The sequence below is a fragment of the Salmonella sp. SAL03688 genome (assembly GCF_046551895.1).
Taxonomy (GTDB): domain Bacteria; phylum Pseudomonadota; class Gammaproteobacteria; order Enterobacterales; family Enterobacteriaceae; genus Salmonella; species Salmonella enterica.
In genome coordinates, this window is sequence record NZ_JBGDVI010000010.1 from 97,569 (window position 1) to 120,212 (window position 22,644).

At 46.7% G+C, this 22,644-nt stretch carries 18 protein-coding genes and 3 pseudogenes; 14 read left to right on the plus strand and 7 right to left on the minus strand.

Features of this window, described 5'->3' with window-relative positions:
- Window positions 1–197: 197 nt before the first annotated feature.
- Both ACLJR2_RS12330 and ACLJR2_RS12335 read right to left on the minus strand, forming a co-directional pair.
- Window positions 198–465 (minus strand): annotated as a pseudogene (locus ACLJR2_RS12330) (hypothetical protein).
- Window positions 466–472: 7 nt separating this feature from the next.
- A pseudogene (locus ACLJR2_RS12335) lies at window positions 473–675 on the minus strand (hypothetical protein).
- A 19-nt stretch (window positions 676–694) separates the two neighbouring features.
- On the opposite strand from ACLJR2_RS12335, the gene ACLJR2_RS12340 reads away from it, so the two are divergent.
- On the plus strand, window positions 695–895 hold the full coding sequence (locus ACLJR2_RS12340) for an ATP-binding cassette domain-containing protein (protein ID WP_001534538.1): 201 nt from the start codon (window positions 695–697) through the stop codon (window positions 893–895).
- Here ACLJR2_RS12340 and rtsB read toward each other — a convergent pair.
- The 3 genes from rtsB to ACLJR2_RS12355 all read right to left on the minus strand — a co-directional run bounded on the left by rtsB (window position 871) and on the right by ACLJR2_RS12355 (window position 2,512).
- Window positions 871–1,158, minus strand: coding sequence for a transcriptional regulator RtsB (gene rtsB, locus ACLJR2_RS12345; protein WP_001269916.1), 288 nt, complete (start codon window positions 1,156–1,158; stop codon window positions 871–873). The two genes, ACLJR2_RS12340 and rtsB, sit on opposite strands and share 25 nt — an antisense overlap.
- The gene (locus tag ACLJR2_RS12350; RefSeq protein ID WP_000921676.1) at window positions 1,155–2,030 is read right to left on the minus strand and encodes an AraC family transcriptional regulator; all 876 of its coding nucleotides are present in this window, start codon (window positions 2,028–2,030) and stop codon (window positions 1,155–1,157) included. Before ACLJR2_RS12350 ends, rtsB begins: the two co-directional genes overlap by 4 nt.
- 260 nt (window positions 2,031–2,290) lie before the next feature.
- Window positions 2,291–2,512, minus strand: coding sequence for a hypothetical protein (locus ACLJR2_RS12355; RefSeq protein ID WP_043991167.1), 222 nt, complete (start codon window positions 2,510–2,512; stop codon window positions 2,291–2,293).
- Window positions 2,513–2,828: 316 nt separating this feature from the next.
- On the opposite strand from ACLJR2_RS12355, the gene ACLJR2_RS12360 reads away from it, so the two are divergent.
- The gene (locus ACLJR2_RS12360) at window positions 2,829–3,122 is read left to right on the plus strand and encodes a DUF1778 domain-containing protein (protein ID WP_001110452.1); all 294 of its coding nucleotides are present in this window, start codon (window positions 2,829–2,831) and stop codon (window positions 3,120–3,122) included.
- Window positions 3,119–3,610 (plus strand): GNAT family N-acetyltransferase, encoded by a 492-nt coding sequence (locus tag ACLJR2_RS12365; RefSeq protein WP_000626100.1) that lies wholly within the window; start codon window positions 3,119–3,121, stop codon window positions 3,608–3,610. The genes ACLJR2_RS12360 and ACLJR2_RS12365 overlap by 4 nt, the downstream gene beginning before the upstream one ends.
- Window positions 3,611–3,857: 247 nt before the next feature.
- Here the strand turns inward: ACLJR2_RS12365 and ACLJR2_RS12370 are convergent, their stop codons facing one another.
- On the minus strand, window positions 3,858–4,610 hold the full coding sequence (locus tag ACLJR2_RS12370) for a non-specific acid phosphatase (protein ID WP_000842409.1): 753 nt from the start codon (window positions 4,608–4,610) through the stop codon (window positions 3,858–3,860).
- A 553-nt stretch (window positions 4,611–5,163) separates the two neighbouring features.
- Here ACLJR2_RS12370 and ACLJR2_RS12375 point away from each other — a divergent pair.
- The 10 genes and pseudogenes from ACLJR2_RS12375 to ACLJR2_RS12420 all read left to right on the plus strand — a co-directional run.
- A pseudogene (locus tag ACLJR2_RS12375) lies at window positions 5,164–5,241 on the plus strand (helix-turn-helix domain-containing protein); the annotation flags it as partial.
- Window positions 5,242–5,564: 323 nt separating this feature from the next.
- Window positions 5,565–5,858 (plus strand): DUF1778 domain-containing protein, encoded by a 294-nt coding sequence (locus ACLJR2_RS12380; protein ID WP_001110462.1) that lies wholly within the window; start codon window positions 5,565–5,567, stop codon window positions 5,856–5,858.
- The gene (locus ACLJR2_RS12385) at window positions 5,855–6,349 is read left to right on the plus strand and encodes a GNAT family N-acetyltransferase (RefSeq protein ID WP_000622310.1); all 495 of its coding nucleotides are present in this window, start codon (window positions 5,855–5,857) and stop codon (window positions 6,347–6,349) included. Before ACLJR2_RS12380 ends, ACLJR2_RS12385 begins: the two co-directional genes overlap by 4 nt.
- Before the next feature lie 169 nt (window positions 6,350–6,518).
- A complete protein-coding gene (locus ACLJR2_RS12390) occupies window positions 6,519–7,604 on the plus strand; it encodes a DNA cytosine methyltransferase (RefSeq protein ID WP_000099893.1) in 1,086 nt (361 codons plus the stop codon).
- 9 nt (window positions 7,605–7,613) lie between these two features.
- The gene (locus tag ACLJR2_RS12395; RefSeq protein WP_001534530.1) at window positions 7,614–10,379 is read left to right on the plus strand and encodes a hypothetical protein; all 2,766 of its coding nucleotides are present in this window, start codon (window positions 7,614–7,616) and stop codon (window positions 10,377–10,379) included.
- Between the two features lie 35 nt (window positions 10,380–10,414).
- Entirely contained in the window at window positions 10,415–11,218 is an 804-nt protein-coding gene (locus ACLJR2_RS12400; RefSeq protein WP_001534548.1) for a hypothetical protein, read from the plus strand.
- On the plus strand, window positions 11,157–13,196 hold the full coding sequence (locus ACLJR2_RS12405; protein ID WP_227491006.1) for a kinetochore protein: 2,040 nt from the start codon (window positions 11,157–11,159) through the stop codon (window positions 13,194–13,196). The genes ACLJR2_RS12400 and ACLJR2_RS12405 overlap by 62 nt, the downstream gene beginning before the upstream one ends.
- Window positions 13,197–13,210: 14 nt before the next feature.
- Entirely contained in the window at window positions 13,211–19,159 is a 5,949-nt protein-coding gene (locus tag ACLJR2_RS12410) for a DEAD/DEAH box helicase (RefSeq protein WP_001064275.1), read from the plus strand.
- 7 nt (window positions 19,160–19,166) lie between these two features.
- Window positions 19,167–19,313: a hypothetical protein gene (locus ACLJR2_RS12415; RefSeq protein WP_001004640.1), complete on the plus strand. Its 147-nt coding sequence runs from the start codon at window positions 19,167–19,169 to the stop codon at window positions 19,311–19,313.
- A gap of 15 nt (window positions 19,314–19,328) precedes the next feature.
- Complete coding sequence (locus tag ACLJR2_RS12420) at window positions 19,329–20,315, plus strand: PD-(D/E)XK nuclease family protein (RefSeq protein ID WP_001089578.1); 987 nt, start codon at window positions 19,329–19,331, stop codon at window positions 20,313–20,315.
- A gap of 86 nt (window positions 20,316–20,401) precedes the next feature.
- Here ACLJR2_RS12420 and ACLJR2_RS12425 read toward each other — a convergent pair whose 3' ends face one another.
- Window positions 20,402–20,644, minus strand: a complete 243-nt coding sequence (locus ACLJR2_RS12425; RefSeq protein ID WP_000971973.1) for a hypothetical protein — start codon at window positions 20,642–20,644, stop codon at window positions 20,402–20,404.
- A gap of 821 nt (window positions 20,645–21,465) precedes the next feature.
- Here ACLJR2_RS12425 and ACLJR2_RS12430 point away from each other — a divergent pair.
- The gene (locus tag ACLJR2_RS12430; protein ID WP_024134193.1) at window positions 21,466–22,350 is read left to right on the plus strand and encodes an integrase domain-containing protein; all 885 of its coding nucleotides are present in this window, start codon (window positions 21,466–21,468) and stop codon (window positions 22,348–22,350) included.
- Window positions 22,351–22,644 lie beyond the last annotated feature (294 nt).

Genomic DNA, 22,644 nt, shown 5'->3' on the forward strand with positions numbered 1-22,644 from the left:
TTATGTTTTACTTACCTCAGTAACGGATTACTTTGTGGTGTAGCGTAACGGTAATTGTCCTCCTCATATTTGCGGCAGCGTAGTCTGCCGCTTTTTTTTATAAATTAACTCTCTCTGTAATAATTAACAGACAATAAATATTATTCTGTTTTTTTCAGGAGGCCTCCGAAGAGGCCTCGCAGGGTGATGTTTAGTTATCAGGCATGATTTTCTTCATCAACACTTACCGAATGCCATGTCGCCTCGCTAAGCGAAATCATTTCATCTACGCCGGAACTCTTGTTAACCGGGTTTTCCGGGCGATGTACCTGTAAATGTTCCACTGGCTGTGTAGTCCGTATTGTTGACCGTGACCTTCACCTGAATATCCTGATGCACCTCCACGACTCCCTGAAGGGTGACGGTATTATCCAGACTGCTAACAGTCGATCCTAACGTTGGTTCGGCGGGCGATTGTGTATCAATAGTCGGCTTAATTGTTGCGTGAGCTTCTGAGGAGCCGATAAAGATTGATGTATTGATGTTAGTGATATTATCGCCTCCGGCGCCGATATCACTATTATCCTCCATGGAACGTACTGGCGGTGTTGAGTCGAACGTCAGCCAGCCGATAGAAAGAGAAGAATTACCCATAGCGTTTGCGGAACGAACACTGATTGAACAGCTTTCATTCACTGCTGTTCCCGGAGAATTTATGGGTATTATCGGTACATCAGGTTCAGGTAAATCTTCTTTAATCAAAGCACTATCAAATTCCAGTCATTGCTATACGGGAACAGTTAAATTAAACAACGTAGATATCACACCGATCTCTGAAGATGATATCCAGAATTGCCTTGCCTACCACTCTGGCAACATTTTAGAAAAAAATTACGTAATATCGACTGATATGTAAAACTCATTCAGCATCAAATGGATTAATTCAACATCAGTAGTAATATCCATTTTTTTATAGGCTGATCTCTTTTGTGTTGAAATCGTTTTTATATTTCGATCTAATAAATTTGAGCAACTTTTAACAGATAATCCTGCTGCCACGTAATAAATAACTTTTTTCTCGCTCAACGTTAGATCGAATTTTTTAGCGAGCAACAAAATCCCATCTCTTATATTAATGTGTTTTGCTTTGTTCTTATACTGCATTGTCAGATATCTCAATTAACATATTGATGACGAGAGGAAGATAAAAACGCTAAAAATTCCGATGGTGTAGTTTTGAAATGTTTTTTAAAAACGCATGTAAAATAAGAAGCACTATCATAACCACACATATAAGCCACTCGAGTAATATTATATTCACTATTGCGTAGAAGTTTTGTCGCTTTATTCATTCGCGCATTAAGGTAAACTTCGCTGAATGAGGTGTTCTCTTGTTTCAATTTCCTTTTTAATGTGGAGCAACTCATATAGAGTGAGTCAGAAATATCCTTGAGCGCCCATTTTCGACTTATGTCGCTTATAATAATATTATAAATGTTTTCGGCTAATGTATTTTGCGATAGTTCTCTGAAGAGAGCAAATGCTTCGGGTTCATAGATGAATTCTGAAAGTAGAAATCTTATTAAATATTCCTTTTTATCTTGGGACAGTTTTTGGCTTTTATTTGAAGAGTGTAAGAGGTTGAATACTCTTGCTACGCCTGTTTCTATTGGCGCTAACAGATGTTTTGTCGTCGGTTTTGTTAATGGGGCCGAAAAGTCTGCATGTTCATACAGAAAAAAATTATAAGCATTTTTTATTGACGCTGAATCTAATTCAATTAAGTTATAATTTAACTGTTCATGAGTCTCTTCCATAGTGATATGAATAGTTTGATCTTTAGCTAAAAATATTAACATTGGCCCTGATGCCGTAATATACTCCCCGGACGATGTCGTAATTGAAATTTTACCCGTGGTGAGCTTGATGAGTACGGACTGCAGTAAATTTAATCCCTGAAGTGATAAGGATTTCCTCTGCCAGTTTTGCGCTGATTGTAAACATTCAATGCTCCCCACCTGGACAGGTGAGGGATTAAATACTTTTAGCATGATAATTTCCTTTTATTAAATGTGCGTGTATATCAAAAATTATTCTGAAAAATATTTCAAAAGAAAACTAATATATAGCTATATAATTATTTGCGAACTTAAGGTATCAGGTGGCGATCTTTTCATTTTCTATGGAAAATGCTATTTTACATTTCTACATATTATAGTATCGTTAAAAAACTATGTCGCGTATAAAAAAAAGATGGAAATTTACAAGAATTGGCTCATGTTATTATCAATTTATCTCTTTAAAATTTGAATTAAGTAATAATTGCCTTTAATCTTTTAGAGAATAGCTCTTTAATTTCATGGAGGTAGTTAGCATGAGGTATAAGATCTGATGTTAATTTGTGATAAGGTTTATCCTGGATGTAAATATTAACGCTCTCGGCCAGGAAAGGCATACAACGCGGTAAATATATACTGCGGCGGGTAGACGATGTAGCGATATCCGGAAGTTTGAGGGGAGGGGAAGCATTCAATCGTATGGTTGGCTTTATGAAAAACGGTGTAACACGTTATTGAGGTTCTTACTGTGCGTATCCGTTAGGTTTATGCTTTCTGATTATATAATGTTGCGTGTTTTGGCACGGCAGTATTGAATCTTTTGTTGCGTCGGCCCCGAGGAGGAATCACTCACAGCGAATGCCAGCGCACAGCCTGGTCCTGAATCTCTAAATGAGTAGAAAACCTTTCGGTTTGATACTCCGGTTCTATTCCTTCTAAATTTATCGTAATGACATCTGCGTTACGCGTGTTGTATGCTTAATATCCACAGAAGTACAAGAGGACAACACTATGCCAGCCGCAAACAGTATGGCGATGAAACGCGAAACCCTGAACCTGCGTATCAAACCCGCCGAGCGCGATCTTATCGATCGAGCGGCGAAAGCCAGAGGGAAAAACCGCACAGACTTTGTGCTGGAAGCTGCCCGCGCTGCCGCAGAGGAAGCGCTTATCGAACAACGCATCATTATGGCCGATCCAGAGGCTTATCAGGAGTTTCTCGTTCGTTTGGATCAAACACCTTCACCTAATGCCGCACTGCGTAAAACCATGCAGACCCCTGCGCCGTGGGAGCAGGAAAAATGATCTCCACCCCTGAGCCGCTTCATGCCGGACATATTCTTACTCCGTTTTGCTGCGGTGTGGATTCTATAGATAACTGGCTGAAACAGCGGGCGATGAAAAATCAGACCACTGGCGCGTCCCGTACCTTTGTGTGTTGTGGCAGCGATTCGAACGTACTGGCCTATTACTCGCTGGCGTCCAGCGCGGTCACGACGAATACCTCCCCCGGTCGCTTTCGTCGCAATATGCCTGACCCGATTCCGGTTGTGGTATTGGGGCGTCTGGCGGTGGATAAATCGCTTCATGGGCAGGGCGTCGCTCGGGCGCTGGTACGCGACGCAGGGCTGCGGGTTATTCAGGTGGCGGAGACTATCGGCATTCGTGGGATGCTGGTTCACGCCCTGTCGGATGAAGCGCGGGAATTTTATCAGCGGGTGGGGTTTGTACCGTCGCCGATGGATCCGATGATGTTGATGGTGACGTTGGGGGATTTGGTGGAGAGTGTTTAAACTCCAGAACGCATCCCTTAGCTTCTGATGGCCGGAATTCGCTGTGGATAGTCAGTGAGCCAGACCGGTTTTACCGCTTCAGCCGGACAACGACGTCATGACGGTCTGGACGGACTGCAAACGGGGGAAGGGGGCGTTGAATTCATGCGAATCGGGGAAACCAAAGGCATTCTCCACGCCCGGCCGCTCCTACGCAGTTGCACTTCCTTTCATTTGCTGTGGCCAGTTTGCGGGAAGACTTTCACCTTCAGTAATTAAGTTCGGGGTGATCTTCTTTACTCAATAAATTATTTTTGTCGTTCAGCTCCTCACGGACTTTTGCCAGTGACTTCTGAAAAGCCGGGATTGTTTGCAGTCTTGCAAACTCTACTGCTCCCACATAACGGCCAGCATCAACATCACTTTGCCAGTGAGCACCACATATCACTCTGCTTTGCCCGAACTCCCATCCTCGTCTGGCGAGCTCCTGCGCGCGTTCCGGTCTGGCCTCGGATAATACTAATGCCAGAAGTGTACCATAAGCAGTATGCCCGGAAGGGTAAGAGCCATCTTTTCGCAAAGTATTCTCATCTTCAGGACGGCAGGTAGAATGATTAAATAAGACAAAGGGACGAGTACGCATATAATATTTTTTTGCCGAAGCAGTCGCGTAGTAGCCGCCCATTGTCAGAAGATTCTTTAACATATTCCAGGTTTCTGGCGTATCTTTGGGGTTAATTTTAGCACCCACTACTGGCGAGAATATTCTGGCTATATTTTCCACGCTTACATCTGCATCCTCAGCAGCTTGTTTCCATCGTGGGGAACCCTTTATCGCATAGCCCTTAAAATAAGCCTCCTTATCATAGAGGAAAGCCGGATCATCATTACCTGGCGGTGGTGGTAAGTAGAACTGACTGTTCACTGATTCTTCAGGAGAATGAAAGGGTTGCACTGTTGCTGCTGATGTATATTTAGCTACGATCAGTGGTAGAAAAAATAGTAAATAACGACTTTTCATAAAGACTCGCTCCGGATCAGACAATAATAAACAGATGTAATCCTATAATGATTTATTGCAATGGTTATTCAACATACAGGTAAAAAAGCAGGACGCTGCACTGGTATTATTGTCTGTCCATACCGGACTGACTGCAGCGGACAACAGAACAATACCGGTACTTCCGGCTAACAGCATTTTGTTTAATTTTTCTCCCCGGTTATTTTTTATCTGCGTGCCTGACTGACACGCATTAGGTTAAAATGTTTACGTAATAACAAACTATGAATAAGTATTTTAAACTATGTGCTCTGTTACCCCGGTAACTACCATCAGTCATGATGTGCTGAGTATTAATTTATGATTATGAACAAGAGTCGGAAACAGTATTTAAGAATAAAGAAGCCGACAAAGAAAAAATGCCAAAACTGGCGAAGGGATTATTGTTTTCAGTGATGAAAAAGTTCATGGTGGAGATATTGGACTCACTTGTCGGGGTTAGCGAACCGTCAGATGAAGTGATAGGCGTTATTACTGGTAATAATCTCCCTGTAGCTAAGTAAGCTTTTGACCCTGGCCCAAAGGGGAAAAGCTGATCGCCGAAGCGCTGGGCGTTGCGCCAGAGAAAATCTGGCCTTCTCGTTATAGCTAGTCAGGCCAGAGATGGGGGCTACGGATTTCCATTCCCAGAAAAGCAAAAACCCAGCCATAGGCTGGGTTTTCTGAATAAGTGGTGCCCGGACTCGGGAACATTCAGTTGTTTATTGAACTGATTTATATAGTAAAACTCTGGCTAGATAAAAGTCAAGACCCGAGTGTTGACCCGTTTTTTTTTGCTTGTAGATCAACTACCCTCCCTTCAATGTTTTGTTCGATTCCTCGGTACGATTCCCTCAATGTATTTTGTATTGTAATGACATCAGCGTTACGCATGTTGTATAATTACCCTCCAGAGGCACAAATGAGGATAACACCATGCCAGCCGCAAATAGTATGACTATTAAACGCGAAACGTTGAATCTGCGCATCAGGCCCGCCGAGCGCGATCTTATCGATCGTGCAGCGAAAGCCAGAGGGAAAAACCGTACTGATTTTGTGCTGGAAGCTGCCCGTGCTGCCGCAGAGGAAGCGTTGATTGAACAGCGCATCATTATGGCCGATCCCGATGCTTATCAGGCGTTTCTCGTCCGGCTGGATCAGGCCCCTGCGCCAAACGCCGCGCTGCGTAAAACCATGCAAACTCCCGCGCCGTGGGAACAGAAAAAATGATTTCTGCCCCTGAACCGCTTCACGCTGGGCATATCCTGACTTCGTTTTTCTGTGGTGTGGATTCTATGGATAACTGGCTGAAACAGCGGGCGATGAAAAATCAGATTACTGGTGCGTCCCGTACCTTTGTTTGCTGTGACAGCGATTCTAGGGTAATGGCTTACTACTCGCTGGCCTCCAGCGCAGTGATGACGAATACCGCGCCGGGCCGCTTTCGCCGCAATATGCCCGATCCGATCCCGGTGGTGGTGCTGGGACGCCTAGCGGTGGATCAGTCTCTACATGGGCAGGGTGTTGGTCGGGCGCTGGTACGCGACGCAGGGCTACGGGTTATTCAGGTGGCTGAGACTATCGGCATTCGCGGGATGCTGGTTCATGCCCTGTCGGATGAAGCGCGGGAATTTTACCAGAGGGTGGGGTTTGAGCCATCGCCGATAGAGCCGATGATGTTGATGGTGACGTTGGGGGATTTAGTGGGAAGTGCTATCTGAAAAACGGTCATTTAGTAATACTATAACAACAAAAACACCACTTAACCCTCAAAAGCCAAGCATGCTGATGTAAGATTCCTTACACAGAGGGTATAATCTTTCTCTATGATTTTATGGGAAATTAACAACCAGGTGCGGTTTGTTATAAGAAGATACTTGGTATGGGCATATGAGCAGTGTTTTCGAGAGAGAGAACGATAATATTCGGGTACTTTCACTATTCTCCGGTTGTGGTGGTATGGATTTTGGAATTACCTCAGCTGGTGGAGACATCGTCTTTGCCAACGATGTTGTAGAGAATGCCTGCAAAACATTAGGGAACTATTTCCCCGATACTGATATCAGGCATGGTGATATCTCTCAAATTCAGTCTTTTCCAGATGTTGATATTGTTGTTGGTGGCTATCCCTGCCAGTCATTTTCAATGGCAGGTAACAGAAAACCAAACAATGACGACAGAACAAATCTTTATAAACACTTTCTGCGGGTATTAGAGACTATTCATCCTAAGTATTTTGTTGCTGAAAATGTTTCTGGCTTGAAACATTTAGGGGCAGGTAGTTTTCTGGAACAACAGCTCACGGCATATAAAGCTGCCGGGTACCAGGTCAGCTATCATATGGTAAATGCAAGGGCTTACGGCGTGCCTCAGTCGCGCAAGCGTTTGTTTATTATTGGCGTCAGAAACGATCTGGGGCAATCCTTTGAATTTCCTGCTGAAACACATGGCAAAGCGACAAAAAAGAACCCTCATTTAAAACCCTATGTTTCACATGGTGAAGCTATTAGGGATTTACCACTATGGCCTGAAGGTGAGTTTTACGAACGACCACATGATCCTGAAGGGCATTTCTCATGGTATTTCATGTCCCGAAATCGTAAAGCTCTATGGGACAGCCCTGCTTACACCGTCGTAGCTAACTGGCGCCATGTGACATTACATCCTGCCAGCCCGGTGATGAAGTTAACATGGTCAAACCTGGAAGATGGCTGGAAGCAGCGCTGGGACTTTTCTGATGAATATGAGCATCTAATTGTTGATACTTCTCGCCCCAAACTGGAACAGGCAAGGCGGTTATCATGGCGGGAATGTGCACGAATACAAACTTTTCCACAGGGTTTTGAGCCTGTAGGAGATGTCGAGTCAAAATTTACCCAAATTGGTAATGCTGTTCCTCCACTACTGGCTGAGGTACTTTTTCGGCATTTATTTTCTGGTGCTGGTTTGAAAAAGATGACAGCGAACGGTAATTAGGTGGTGAGTATGGATGATTCTTTCCCGGTTACTTTAGAAGAATGGAATGCTGAACTAGTAAAGATCGTCTTTTTTGAGTCTTCGCATACGGGTTCGACTTTAAGCCGGATTGATGCCACGGGGCGCGTTTTTGAGCAGCTTGCAGGTCCACGTAGCAAAGAGGATGCTAAGCGAAGTTTTCTGGCTTCGTTTGGAAAAAAAGCGTCTAAAATCCAGGATGCTCTCAGGGATGAGTCGCGGTTAGACATTTTAGCGCAAATAAAAGGATACCCTACTTATTTTGCCATTTTATATTTAACATTACTTGCTGCCAGTGCTGATGATGAGACGCATGACGAAGGGAATTTTCGGGTTCGATTTTCTGTACTGCTTGGTTTTGATAAAAAGAAAGAGTTTGTTTTTACTGAATTACCCGATTTATGGAAAAGATTAGAACGGTGGAGTAGTAGAAAACAAAACTGCACCCGTTTAGTCCTTCCAGAACCATCAAAACATGAAAGATTGATTGGGTATTCTAAGAGAATTGCTTTTCCCTCCTATAAGGATGAGGTTTTTTTACGGGATATACTCGTCAATAATGAATTAGATAGCCATTCAACTTTTGAGTCAGTTAATAAGTTAGTGCATCAATATATATCTTATTTTAGTGAGGTTTTTAACCAGGAATTTATTGAATTCAGAACATTACTTTCAAAGGCTGCCATACGGCAGGCTTATGACTCTCCTTTTTGGGGCGCGGTTCGTGATATCACTATACATACTGAGAGAGAACAACTCAAAGAGAATGGTAAGTATTGTATTCACATGGAGTTTAATGATTCAGGTAATCCAGAGATTTATCTTCTTATGGATGACGCTGCTGTTACTGCCTCAGAAATTAAGCGTTATTACTCCTTGTCTAATGAAATAGATAGCTATAATAATATATATTATGAACGAGACATAGGTACCACATTAAATTCTCTGGATTTTTTATTAAAAAAACGGAAGGGTTATTTCTATAAATCACGAGCGGGGGCTGCACTGCGGTCTGGGTGTTTGCCGCTTTTTCGTGATGATTTTTGTCATATTAGTTCAGAAGGGGATTATTATGATAATTCTCCACTCTATTTGATTCTTCACCATAAATATGCAGACGGTATTTTCATAGCCTTGAATAATGCTGGTGAAAGAATACAACGTCGGGATATTAAATCTACCAAATGGTCGATAGTTTCTTCCGATAAAGTTGGCAGGCAAATGCTGGATAAGATAGCCCGTTTGTTACCAGAAGAAGCCCGTCGTTTTCTAATACAGGGATGGCAGCCTGCCCGACCTCGTATGTCAGGCGCAGCGCGGTTTGGACAGGCTATACTGCTTAATCCTGCTAGTACACCGATTATTCATATGCCTGAAGTACTAGGAGGATGCTATGTCATTAGCAATAAAGACGGAGAAGAATTAACTCATGGATCGCTATCTCAGGGGACTGAAGGATTATTCATTCCACCAGAGGAGTTGATGAAAATATCTGGTCAGGCATTTTGTCGCTATGAACTTACGTTAGCGCATTCAGATATCCCAGTAAATTTTGATGTACACGTGTTAGATCATGCGCCTTACGCCACTTATTGTAAAATTACAGAGCCACATGATTGGCTTACTGATGGACCATCAGGAGTATTAATGGCGTTAGGGGATACGGCAGAGATCCCCTCACTGAAACGCGAAGAAATAACGCCATTGGGTAGTGCTCAAATGTTATGGCAGTATGAAAATGGCCTTCCTGTAACATGTCAATATACCGAATTACATAATATACCCGCAGCATTTGACTGGATCGCTGAGGCGCTGGCCTTGCGTTTTCAACGCCGTAGCACATTGCCTTTTGGTGAATTAAAACAACATATTGAACCCGTATCACAGGTAACGAGGATACCCGAATGGCAATTGCGTCGCGTGCTCTTTGCTGCTGGCTGGCTTTGTGTAGTACAACGACGTCATGCGCCATATTCGTTAGTCTCATTGGCTGAAAGAACCATTTCCGTTGATGTTACTGAACAGAGAATTATTGCCCGAATTATGGGAATGTTTACAAGAAGTGAACGTAATCTTCTACAAGAAACACTTAATGACGATGAGCGAATAGGGCGTCGGTTAGTTGAGGATAACGGCTGTTCAATAGGGTGTATTGAATTACATCTGTCAGCCAGAGATCGTGTTCATGCTTTCATTGAGCAGTTTGGGCTACGTTTGGTTAATCACGACGATTTACCCGTCAATGCTTTGAGTGGATTATTGCTACCGTTGTCTCAAATGCAGTTTATCCCGACTTTACCTCCGGATCTTCATGTGTCGCTTTGGCAAGCTGAAAAATATCAATGGTCAGAAGAACAGCGGCTAACTCAAACGGTTAATAACCTATTGATACGATGTCAGGAAAAACAGCGTTATCGTTATTTTATTCGGCAGAACGCCGGGTACTGGCAAACCGATAGCTTCTCCTGGGCCTTAATGGCTCAGATGATATGTTCAGGAGTCATGTTCGGTGTGCAAAAAGGCGATAGTGACTGGTGCTGGTCAACGAAAATCATTGCATTACCACCCTCCATTTTACAGTGGTGGATCCACGTTGCTCACGGATGTTTGTCGATAACAGATAATGGTAGCTACCTATTTGCAGGCGGCAAAGTACCACTCTGGAATAATGTAATGACCTTCCCCTCCTGCCAACGAGCGTTGGCACGACGGAACAGAGCGCTGACAATACGCAAGCTGCGCAGAACCTTACAATAATTTTACAGAATCAGGTAGTAAGGAGAACGTTTAAGATGGCTAAAAAGAAAAGTATTATCAGCGACCGGCTGGGCCAAATGTACTACTTCGGTACAGAATCTCATGAATTGAGCAGATGCTTGCTAGAGTGCAAACAAAGGCTCACCAGAAATGGCGCTAAAGCGGATAATTTACCGAGAGGGCCAGAAAAAAGGCTACATTTTCTCCGTACGTTACCACCTAAAGCCAAACCTATTGTGTCTGATTGGCTTCGTGAAAATTTGACGTTTTCTGAACAAAATGACCCACAAACCGTTCTTAGGGATCTGTTAGAAGCAGAAAGTAATGCGGAAGATATTGATCTCTGTAAACCGCTATGGCGCACAATTCTGGGATTCTATATTTCTCCTGACTGCCCTGAAATTATAACGAAATTCCTGAATGGCGAACAAATTGATTTATCCCAACATGGTGTTTCTGACTCCCTGACAATTAATGTCACTGATGAAGACATTGAACAATGTGCCTTGATTAGTCAGGGTAAAAAAATTCCTATGCCAGAGCGTACTATTCCACTATTTGTTGGGGGATTAGTTGATGCACTCCAAGGAACGCGCACAGCCGATAATCAATGGAGAACAAAGCTATCAGAACATTCTTTACCGCTGGCGCGAAAATTGGGTGAACTTATCGAACAATTTGAAGCCAGTAACGACCATTCAAACAATGGATGGTACCAGTGTAATACAAGCTCCTCCCGTTGTGTCCAAAGAAATCGACGGTGCGATGGACGAAGTTATGTTCATTGGAAAAGTGTTAGCGTTAACCGCGTCCGGCGCTTTTTTTGTTACGCCGGTTAGTCTGTTAATTGATGGCAACTTACGAGACCTCCCAGAGGCATTGGGAAAAGATCTTTACCCTCATGGCGGTGAAGCCATTGGTTTTGAGAACCATTTCAGCAAAAAATTTGTTCGGGGTGAAATGGCAATATGGAAAGCCCGATATCAGCCGTCTGATAAATCTGCGCAGTATGTCATTACTGACTACCTGTCGCGCGTTTATCCTGTAGTCGCGTTACCCCATGCCTCCGATGAGCCTGATGCTGTCAGGGAGTGGTTACTCACCAACTACCAGCCGCAAAACGATACGCCGGTCATTTTTCAGCTAAGTGATGGCGTATCCCTGAGATTACCGGGTGACTTGCCGGATCCTAGAAAATATGATTTTGATATGCCGCTGGAGAGTTATCGTCAGGTTCCTCAGACACTACTTGACTCTCATGCCCTCACGGTGATCACTGAACTCCCTAAGGTAAGTGAAAAATATGATTGCGCGGAAGCCAGCACGTGGATTAAACGCCTGCTTAAACGAACTGATTCAGCAAAATATTTCCCTCAATTCAGTAAAGGGCAGCTACAAAATTTAACTCATTTTATTGCTGAACATGAGTCTGATAACGAGGCATCTTATCTTCGCGCAGTATCTCATCTGGAACAGATAGCAGATATGAGATCCTTTCTTAATGATACGACTCAACAGTTACTGGCTTTACCTGAGGTTGAGACGCAAATTAATATTGAGAAACAGGAAATATTGGCTCGTTACGAAGACGAACAGCACCAGATTAAACAATCGATAACGGTATTATCTGAAAAGAAAATACAGCTTGAAAATGAAATAGCCGATCAGAAGAAAAAATTGAAGAAAGAAACTGATCGCATTAATAAAACTCTACGTCAGCAAGAAAATGAACTGGAACAACGGATAAAAAAGACCTTCGAAGCCGCATCTCAAGCGGGAATGGAAACGCTGGCCCAGGCAGCGTTACTGCGGGCAATAATCAAAAATGAAACAGCACAGGAGCAACCTGCCCAACAACGAATAACCTCAGAACCTGTAGCCGAATCAGCAAATTCTAATTTCCCATTAGCAGAGACAAATGCTCTGACTCGCAAGCATCAACTGATATCGGCTATCGAAAAAGAGGCACTGGCGACGGGACTAAGTGAATCTTTATTATCCAGTCTGATTGCCACTGCGAGTATTACACCTGCGGTCGGATTGATGGGAAAACAGACAAAACAGGCTATCGCCTCATTAGCGAATCTTTTAGCTGGTAATGTTTGGGGGGAAGTGTCGGTACATAGCGATCATTTTAGCTTCAGTGATTTAATGAACTCCCCCACACTGATCCGCTTATCTGGCGACACTCTTACCATGACGTTGGGTGATTTTTTGACCCAACAACAAGAGGCTGGGCTGGCGAGCATCGTTGAATTGCGTGGTTTTAACCGCACTCCGCCAGAAACTCTGCTCCCTGAGCTCCACGAGTGTTTATTCAGAACTCCCCATCCTGCCGCATGCAGTTGGACGGATCGGCGGGAGGCTCTACGACATTTACCCATTCGGCACCCGATACTTTTTGTACTCACATTCACCACCGGGAAAAGCACGTTTCCATTACAGGCTCCTCTTGCTTACCAGTTACCCCTGTTTCTGGCAGAGAATATATGGTCGGATGAACGGCCATTTGAGCAAAATACTGACATCACGCCTTCTCGTATTACTCCAGAACTATGGCAGACAATCTTTGTGGACAACCACCGGCCAGAGTACCAGGCTTGTGCGCCATGGGAAGTGCTAAAAGCAGCGCTACTCTCTTTACTTCCTGATGAACAAGCGCAAGCCGTTGCCCGTCTGGCTTACGGTCTCGGCCGTAGTACAACACAAGATATTGCGACCACGATTGACGTTCTTGCCCCAGAATTAGGGCCATATGCTCAGGAAATGACTATCGGCGAATCGGCAAGCGTACTTGAGCACCTTTTCCAGTTATAAGCAAAGGAATAACAATGAATAACCCACTGGAAACATTTGAATCAATAAGAGATTTTTATATTTCATATCTTGAAACGGCCTTCCGTATTGATTCATCAGACATACAGTCTGGACGGCGAGCGTTACTGGAACAGCAAGGGACATTATGCGCAGATCTATTTCTTGAACCGATGCCCCGATATCATAACTATGGCTTAACTATCAGTGAATTACGAAATGATGCTCATGGTCAGATATGGTTGCCAGGGTTTAATGCGCAGCAAAGGAATGCATTCATCGATCTCTGTTTAGGTGGACTTCTGCCCTGCAATAAAACAGATCCGACTAAGGGACGTTTTAATCTTTATACCCATCAACTGGACATGCTGAAAAGAGGGGTACAGCCAGGGAAGCCGGGCATCGTCACCTCCGGAACTGGCTCCGGTAAAACAGAATCATTTTTGCTGCCGGTTCTGGCGCAGATCGCAAAAGAAGCCACTGGTTGGCCGAAAAGCTCGGCGTTGAAGCACTGGCAACCGTGGTGGCATAAGGTAGCGGATAAACAGCCTAGCTTCATGCGCGAGCATGAAGCCGCTGCACGTCCTAAAGCGGTACGCGCGCTGATCCTCTACCCGATGAATGCCCTGGTAGAAGATCAACTGGTACGTATGCGACGGGCACTGGATTCTAGGGAAGCTCATGATGTCATGGATGCGCATTTTGGTGGCAACCGAATCTTTTTTGGCCGTTATACCAGCGCAACTAAAGTAACTGGCTGGCTCAAACATCCCCGACTCAATGAAGAAAAAAATGAGAAAAAGCGCGTGGCTAAAAAAATCACTGAGCTGCGTGAGTATATGCAATTAATGGAAGAGACCCATCAGGAGGCGGTACGACAAGCGCAGCAGGACAAGGATAACGAATTATCGTTTAATTTCCCCAGAACCGCTGGCGGAGAGGTTCTCAGTCGCTGGGAAATGCAAAAGACACCGCCCGATATTCTGATCACCAACACCAGCATGCTCTCAACGATGCTGGTTCGTGAGGTGGACGATCCTATTTTTGAACAAACCCGACAGTGGATTGAGCGTGACCCTGATGCCTATTTTTATCTTATCCTTGACGAACTTCATCTACAGCGAGGAACCGCCGGTACCGAAGTCAGCTACTTACTTAAACATTTGATCAACCGGCTGGGGCTGGATCAGGAGAAACACCGACACAAATTGCGTATTCTGGCCTCCAGCGCCTCTTTACCCGTTGAAGGGTCTGAAGGTGATCAAAGCGTCGAGTATTTGTGGGGGATGTTCGGTCAGCGGGGATTACCCGCAGGTGCCTCTTCCAGCGACTGGAGAGAATGTATTATTAAAGGTGACACCCTTCCCCCGGGCAATATGTCTCTTTTCCTGGGGGAGCTGGAGGCGTTTTATCACGCAGTGCTTCAGTTACAGCAAGCACCATTTACCTCATTACAACACTGGCAGAATGTCGCCCGCAGCATGGGAATGACAGCCAGTGAAGCCTCTACAGAACAACTAGCGCAACGTGTCGTTTTACAGGCGGGCAACCTGCTTGAAAGTGGCTGCTATACGGACGATCATTCTCCGAGAGCTACGTCAATCAAAATGCTTAGTTCACGCCTTTTTAACGCCCAACCCCATAGTGACAAAGCGCTCCAGGCATTAATCTGGTTACGTTCGACTGAGGGAGACTGGCCGCAATGGTTTTCACATGCCTTTCCTGATGATATCGGTGCGCCACGTTTCCGCGCTCATGCTTTTTTGCGCGCTCTTGAGGGGTTATATGTCGCGCCATTGCCCGTCCCTAGCGCTGCATCTGCGCAAGAAATTAATCACAGATATTTTGGCGATCTTACCGTGGAGTCCGGCTTACGTTACGGCAAAGATAAAAAATCGCGGCGTGTCGAATTACTCTATTGTGAATGTTGCGGTAATCTCTTTTTGGGGGGTAAACCTTCGGTCTTTTCCGGTTCAGAAAGTCGAATTGAACTTTTACCCAACGACCCGGATACGGAACAACTGCCCGAACACGCAAAATCAGTCATGGTAGAACGCCGATCTGCTGAAGAATACGCGCTATTTATGCCCGTCGTCGAACGTTTCTGGCCGAAAGGAGATGAGGAGCTAAACAGCGATAATGACAATACTTTTGGTACTTGGGTAAAAGCCAGCTACGATCCATTTACCGCCACTATTCAACACCCAGTATCGCTCTTAAAACCGCTACCGGAAAACCATATCGCGGGCTGGTTCTATTACGTCAAACCCGGTGAATTTGCCTCCTCGGAAAGAGGCCAGTCATCCAGCCAGTCACCGGGAACGGCGCTACCTTTTCAGTGTCCGGCATGTGGTACATCCTACAAATACGGCAAAGGTAAGCTCTCCCCAATCCGTAGCTTTCGCGTCGGTTTTTCGAAAACTACACAGCTACTGGCCAGCTCGCTAATGGCGGAACTACAGCGATCGGGTAACCGTGAGCAACTGGTAACGTTTTCAGACAGTCGTCAGGATGCCGCCAGGGCGGCGCTCGATCTGGAATCGGGTCATCATGACGACGTCAGACGAGAAATTGTTGTCCATTCGCTACAGTCCATTGCGGCTGATAAACCGTCCCATAACCAACTAAAAATACGCCAGGCAGAGATAGAGGAACGGAACAAAACACTGATTAACCTCAACGTAAGGTCAGATGAGGAAGAGGATGAGATGGATCGACTCGCTGATGAACGGAAGAAAATCAGAGGGTTATTATCAAAACCTGAAACTGACAGCATACCTCTGCGTGGAATCCTCGAACCTGAATCACCGGATGCAGGCCAACCGCTTGGCTTGCTGTTAAGGGCGCAGGTAGATGCAGGCATTCACCCTTCCGATCGTACTGGTATTGCCCCGGTTCCCGATCCTGAAAAATATGGAGAAGGCACGCTGACCTTTGCATGGCAACAACTCTTTGAAAAGAACGCGCAGGGGGAGTGGTGCTGGAAGGCGCTTCCATCCTATGAAGACAACCTGCTTGTGGCAAGACAGGAGATTTCACGCGATCTGAAACGGCTGGTGGGGGAAAGCGTATTCAGTAAAACCTACTTCGCGCTGGAAGAGTCCGGTTGGGGTTATCCCTGCCTTCCCATTACCGGAAACGACTCACGGGAACATCTCGCGATTTATGACGCAATGTTTCGTGTGTTGGCGGACGCGTACCGGGTTACTCCTTCACAATATACAAAGCCAGAAACCCCATGGAGTTCAGCGCACGATGTCAATCGTAGAAATCGCCTGTACCGCTTTACGCAGGCGATATGCCAGCGTTCAGGAGGCGAGCCTTTATCTTTAATTGATAGTTTTCTCCGACGACTGGAGCTGGCGGGTCATCAGGGCGGTATTATTGATATTGGTAAAATGCACTTTCGCCTGGCGGAACCTACCGATCGCGTCTGGCGCTGCTCCCGTTGTGGGCGTATACACATGCACATCGGCGCGGGAATCTGTACCCGCTGCTACTCTCCTTTACCAGAAACGCCGGGCAGCGAGGCAAAAACGCTCCAGATGCAACACTATCTCGGCAAACGTCTCTCACATTCTTCTGGTATTCACCGGATGCGCTCAGAGGAGCTGACTGGAATGACCGAAAACCCGGCGGCAAGGCTACGCCGGTTTAAAGGTATTCTGATTGCCGACGATGATGATATTTTGCCGGAAGGAATGAAAGATTTTGCGCCCGATCGAGATCTTGACCGGGCAGCTCGCGTGGTAGATGTGCTTTCCGTAACCACAACCATGGAAGTGGGTGTAGATATTGGTGATTTACGTGCGGTCTTTCAGGCCAACATGCCGCCACAGCGCTTTAATTATCAACAGCGTGTCGGTCGTGCCGGACGACGTGGACAAGCGTTTTCATTCGTATTAACTGCGTGTCGTAGCAAGAGTCACGATCTGTTTTACTTCCGCCATCCGGAAAAAATTACCGGCGATCTCCCTCCGCCACCGTTTCTGACCACAAAGCTGGAAATGATCTGCCAGAGACTGGTACGAAAAATCTGGCTGGTGTCGGCATTCAAATGGTTAAGGCAGCAAACGGAAAAAGCCGATCACCAATGGCCGGTTGACGACTACGCGCACGCCCCTGATAACCACGGTGAGTTTTTTCCGGTGCACTGGCTGAAAGAAAACCAAACGGACTGGCTGCCAAAAATCCGGCAGGCCATCGAAGCAACCATCCTGGCGCGCGATGAATTTGCCCGGACTTGCACGCAGCAAGACCATCATTTGTTCCAGAGAGTTATTCAGCCTTTGACACCGGAACAACTGATTCAGGATATTAACGTCGTACTGAACGACAGTGCAATGGAGGCGAAAGGACTGGCAGAAGCGCTGGCGGAACACGGTAAATTCCCAATGTATGGCATGCCGACCCGATCACGCCTTTTGCTGACAAGGCCCGTCAGCACAGGCGAAAAAGAAATCGAATTTGCCAGCATGGATCGCGATCTGGATATTGCGATACAGGAATTTGCCCCCGGGAAAATTCTGGTTCAGGATAAAAGACGTTATTTTACTGCTGGTTATAGTGGAATGCTTAAACAGAGCAGAAAAAATCCACGATCATTTTATTCAAATGCCCCCGAACCGGGTGAACTCAGAACAATGACCGCCTGTCCGGTGTGCAACATCTGGGCTCCGGCAAACTCTCTGACCACCGAATGTACTATCTGCGGTGCCGTTATGGATAAGGCGGAACGCTATCAATGCTATGTCCCTTATGGATTTATCACCACGCTGGAACCAAAATCGGCCAAAGAGGATTTTGATCAAATCCTGACCACGGCCAGTCGTGTATCAATTGCAGAAGCCTACACTTTTTCTGCAATGCCAGAGCCTGACGTTAATGTAGCGATACAGCTCCAGCCACAGACATGCCTGCACCGCCTGAATCGGGGAATTTACACCGATAAAACATGGCGTGGTTTCAGCGCAACACAGGGGAGCCTATCGGTCCCTTTCAGAAAGCAGGGGACTTACCAGCCGCTTTGGGCGAACCGGGTTTGGATGGATAGTCAAATTATTGAGACCGACCTGTTAGTTAAAAACCGCTTTACCGATCGAGGAGAAACCCGAAACACATTTTATCTTGCCGCGCCTAAAGTGACTGATCTACTTGCGCTGATGGTTGCCCAAATCCCGCCTGGGCTCCGGCTACAGTATTCCGCGCTAACTCCGGCATTCAGAGCTGCTGCGCTCTCGGCGTCTTTTATCATTGTTAACTATGCATCAAAAGAGCTACTGGATATTGATCCTGAAGAAATCGAAATTCTGGAACCCCGCGTTCAAATGCTGAAAAACGGTAAGTCGGTACCGGTTCTGCAAATGGCCGATCGTCTGGTTAATGGTTCAGGGTTATGTGAACGGCTACAGCAGAAGGGCGCATCCGGTTCTCTCATCATCCTTGAGGTCATGAAGAATATTTTAAATAATAAAACGGCCTACCCGCTGGTTGAGTTCCTGCAACCCGATCATCGCGAACGATGCTTTCAGGGGTGTTATCACTGCCTGCATCGATACGGAAACCAGCCATATCACGGATTGCTGGACTGGCGTCTGGGACTGGATGTTATCCAACTTCTTCTGGATCCAACCTATAACGCCGGGCTGAACGGTGATTTTACATCTCCGGGCGTGTCTGACTGGCCGGAAAATGCCCTACAATTAGCCGAAGAGGCCGCTTCGCTATACAGCGACAGTGCTGCAGAAATGATGGGGAATATACCCGTGATTCGCACAGGGGCTGGGCGCTGGGCTGCCGTACTACATCCATTCTGGGATCCCGATGCTGCATTTGCTGCAAATCCCGAACTTGAGGCATTTTCATATGAGGTGGATGTAGACGCGACGAATACTTTTGCTTTGTCCCGCCGCATGGGGACTGAAATGGCGAAATTACGGACTCAGGCGTCCTCATCTCAGGAGTGATAATGCAATGAATGAAATGACGCTATCGCGTACTCGTCCGGTGCTCCCTTCCCTGTTGGGGTGTTTCGCCGTTTGCCCGGCGAAATACCTGCTGGAAAGTGAAGCTCATTCTTACGCACGCTTACCGCTGCATCCGGGAGTGATTCTGGGCTAGGTAATACATCAACGCGTGAATTCAGTGATACACAGGGAGGCTGCTTTTGGGAATTATACCCTCAGGCAACTGGAAAATGATTTTACGATCGCGCTGACAGCCAATCGACGCGCCGGGCCGGTAGCAAACTGGATATATGACCGTCGCGGCGTTGCCGGGCTGGTATCGCGGCAAATGCTTGTTACCCAGATCCGCTACGTTAGATCGCTTCTGCCGCCTGTTTTCGTAAAAGGGGGGCCTGCACACGAAAAAACATTACCCGTTGGCCGGGAGGTTATGCTGACCAGTAGTGATTTTGATATGCATGGGCGGGCCGACCTCATATATCAGGAGCGACCTGATCGGTTAAACGTAGTTGATTTGAAAACCGGAAAGGTAACAGACGAACAAAACCAGCCGAAAGAAGCCAACCTGTTACAGATTGCGGCCTATGGCATAATGGTAAAAGAGCGAGCACCTGATATGAACATTGGGTTAGTTCTGACGGGGATCCATGATAGTTGGGAAGGGTCACTGAATACAGACCTGATTGAACGGGTCACTATGATTATCAAAAATATTAATCGACTTTTGCCACGGAATATCCCACTTCCAGTATATGAGCTGGCTTGTCCTGGCACGTACTGCTCCCATTGTTCCTGTCGTTGCTCGTGCCCGACCTGGACAGAAAAGCTACGCAAGCAGATGCAACCGTCTCTTTCTGATCATCAGCATGGCGGAATCGATATCAGCGGGAAATTACTTGAAGTGGAAAGTGACGATCATCTTCTTACGCTGAAGATCCTGCTACCTGATAGTTCGGTTGTTAAGGTCTTTCGTGTACCTTCCAGTACCATCCCAGAATCAACGGAAATTACAGGAAAAAAAATCGCATTGTACGGATTAAACACCTTCAGTGAGACATCAACAGAGTATTTTCCTCGCAACTTCTACGTCATCAATATGCAGGATACAAGAAGATCGGCGTTTCAGTTTCACTGGCAGAGTGAAGGAGAGAATTAAACCTAGGGAAAACGCTTACCTTAAACAACGCTCGCCACATGTATTAAAGGGGGAGCTGGTGTCCCCTTAGATGTAGTGGCACATACTTACCGTTTCAGGTGTTTTTCGTCCTGCCAGACGACACTACCGCCCGCAATCGTCAACAGCACCGTAATCCCCCCAAATTTTTCCGCTGGTGTGACGAATGGTTCCCGATCAATAATGATCAGATCGGCAAACTTTCCGATATAGAAAAAGATCTTGATCTTCTGAACGACCTTTTCAAATATATGCCATCCGTTCAACGGAGCTGAGCGCTGAGGCGTGTGCTGGCGAGCATATCCCATCATATGGATAACATAACTGATGAGGCAGATCCGCGAGCATAATTTACGGTTCAGGCGTGCTCAACGCAGGTGTAGGGTTTTTATATCTTCAGAATGATAAGTAAACCAACAAACAACCTTTTCCGGCAAAAAAGAGTTTCCCTTTTCTTCGTTGTTGCCAGCGGAGTAACATCCCTCCTGCACAAAATGCTTCAGGGCCTGAAAGAAGCGCCTGAGGAACTCAGGATGGCAGCCCCTACCGGTGAATACCTCCGCAAACGCCGGCTCGCAGGTGACTGCGACAGAGGTCAAGTTTCACACTTATCCTTTTAACTGCACCAGCCTGCTGGTGAACATTCTTCCACGCCGAAGTAATCCGGCCAGTCTGTATCTGCTGACAATCAGCGCTCTTTACCCTACAGGCTTTGCTGCTGCGTGACCGTCAACCTGCGCCAGAATCGTAATCTTAAACGCTGCGCCAGCCCGGTGCGTCACTTTAACCGCGTAAAGCGGGAAAGTGACGCACGAAATCCACGTCACTGCACCAGTCAACTCAACTGCGCCAGCGCATAACAGGATTCTGACACTGCCTTTTCAGCCATTTTAATCCACAGGAGACCATGAACCGATGCCGGAGGGGGATCAGGACGATCCGGGGGATGACCCGCGAAAGCGGGCGGCTGCTCAGAGAGCACAACCGATACCCCACAACACCTCAACAGCGACCGCCCCGGCGCTCAGGTATCGTTCGCAGCCCGACAAATCAATCAGGGCTATCGGCCTATGCGCCGGGGAAAGTTGTAAAGGATGTGGATTTTGCGGCAATCATGAAAAGAGGGATGATTATGGGAATGCTGATGCAGGAGATGAGCCGGCTGGCGCGGCAGGCGGGTGGCAGCAATAAAACTGTCCATGACCGACTGGCGCTGGCGCAGCGGTTCTGTGAACGTCTGGTGGTGGTGCAGAATGTCCAGATCCGCCAGGTGGCGCAGCTTAAAGCCCGGCATATAGAAGACTATATCCGGGAAAGGCTGGCGCAGGGGATTGCCCGGCGCTCACTGCAAAATGAGATGGCGGCGATACGCAGCCTGCTGGCGCAGGCTGGGCGCGATAAGCTGGCGGTTAGTGAACGGATAAGCAACCGGGCGCTGGGGCTGGCTGGCGCACCCCGTACAGGAACACACCGGGCTATTCCAGTGGCGTATTACCGGCAGGTGCTGGAGGTTGCCAGGGTGAAAGATGCCGGACTGGCGGCAGCACTGGAACTGTCGCGATTGATGGGACTACGTTCACAGGAAGCGGTGCAAAGCGTACGGTCGCTGAAAACCTGGCGGCAGGCCATTGAACGCGGAGAGCCCCGGCTTACGGTGGTGTTTGGCACCAAAGGCGGACGACCCCGCGAAACGCGGATCCTCGATACTGACGCTGTCAGAAAGGCGCTGGGTAATGCCATTGCGGTGGCGGAAAGCCGTAACGGAAGACTGATTGATAAGCCCGATCTGAAAACCGCCATGAAATACTGGCACAGTCAGGCGTCGCGAATTGGGTTAACTGGCGCATATTCCCCGCATTCCCTGCGCTATGCCTGGGCACGGGATGCGATTCGCCATTATCTGGCGCAGGGATTCAGTGAGAAAGAAGCACTGGCGCAGGCAGCAATGGATCTTGGGCATGGTGACGGGCGTGGGCAATATGTTCGTCTGGTTTATTGCCGGGAGATCGAGCCATAACGGGCGCGGCGTCAGGGGATTAACCCTGGTACAGTTTATTATCCCGGCGTGTTCACAGGTTTATTGGGTGATGACGATACGATATTGTCCATTTTAGTTCCAACTATTATTCACTTATCCCGTTTTTACACATGAATGGTATTCCTGATGGTGGCCTTTATGTGTCTGCCGGGGTCGTGGAGTATTTTATATACTGGAACCAGTTTCTATTATTTTCCTTCTGCCAGCATCACCCTGAAGGGTGATGCTGGCGAATACATTAAGATAATCGGGAGGTTTATTCATAAAAGAAAT

Coding starts and splice junctions, on each gene's coding strand:
- ACLJR2_RS12395 (WP_001534530.1), top strand. CDS start 7,614: ATGGATGATTCTTTCCCGGTTACTTTAGAAGAATGGAATGCTGAACTA.
- ACLJR2_RS12365 (WP_000626100.1), top strand. CDS start 3,119: ATGATCTCCACCCCTGAGCCGCTTCATGCCGGACATATTCTTACTCCG.
- ACLJR2_RS12380 (WP_001110462.1), top strand. CDS start 5,565: ATGCCAGCCGCAAATAGTATGACTATTAAACGCGAAACGTTGAATCTG.
- ACLJR2_RS12340 (WP_001534538.1), top strand. CDS start 695: ATGGGTATTATCGGTACATCAGGTTCAGGTAAATCTTCTTTAATCAAA.
- ACLJR2_RS12390 (WP_000099893.1), top strand. CDS start 6,519: ATGAGCAGTGTTTTCGAGAGAGAGAACGATAATATTCGGGTACTTTCA.
- ACLJR2_RS12425 (WP_000971973.1), bottom strand. CDS start 20,644: ATGATGGGATATGCTCGCCAGCACACGCCTCAGCGCTCAGCTCCGTTG.
- ACLJR2_RS12405 (WP_227491006.1), top strand. CDS start 11,157: ATGTTCATTGGAAAAGTGTTAGCGTTAACCGCGTCCGGCGCTTTTTTT.
- ACLJR2_RS12415 (WP_001004640.1), top strand. CDS start 19,167: ATGAATGAAATGACGCTATCGCGTACTCGTCCGGTGCTCCCTTCCCTG.
- ACLJR2_RS12410 (WP_001064275.1), top strand. CDS start 13,211: ATGAATAACCCACTGGAAACATTTGAATCAATAAGAGATTTTTATATT.
- ACLJR2_RS12350 (WP_000921676.1), bottom strand. CDS start 2,030: ATGCTAAAAGTATTTAATCCCTCACCTGTCCAGGTGGGGAGCATTGAA.
- ACLJR2_RS12385 (WP_000622310.1), top strand. CDS start 5,855: ATGATTTCTGCCCCTGAACCGCTTCACGCTGGGCATATCCTGACTTCG.
- ACLJR2_RS12400 (WP_001534548.1), top strand. CDS start 10,415: ATGGCTAAAAAGAAAAGTATTATCAGCGACCGGCTGGGCCAAATGTAC.
- ACLJR2_RS12370 (WP_000842409.1), bottom strand. CDS start 4,610: ATGAAAAGTCGTTATTTACTATTTTTTCTACCACTGATCGTAGCTAAA.
- ACLJR2_RS12430 (WP_024134193.1), top strand. CDS start 21,466: ATGGGAATGCTGATGCAGGAGATGAGCCGGCTGGCGCGGCAGGCGGGT.
- ACLJR2_RS12360 (WP_001110452.1), top strand. CDS start 2,829: ATGCCAGCCGCAAACAGTATGGCGATGAAACGCGAAACCCTGAACCTG.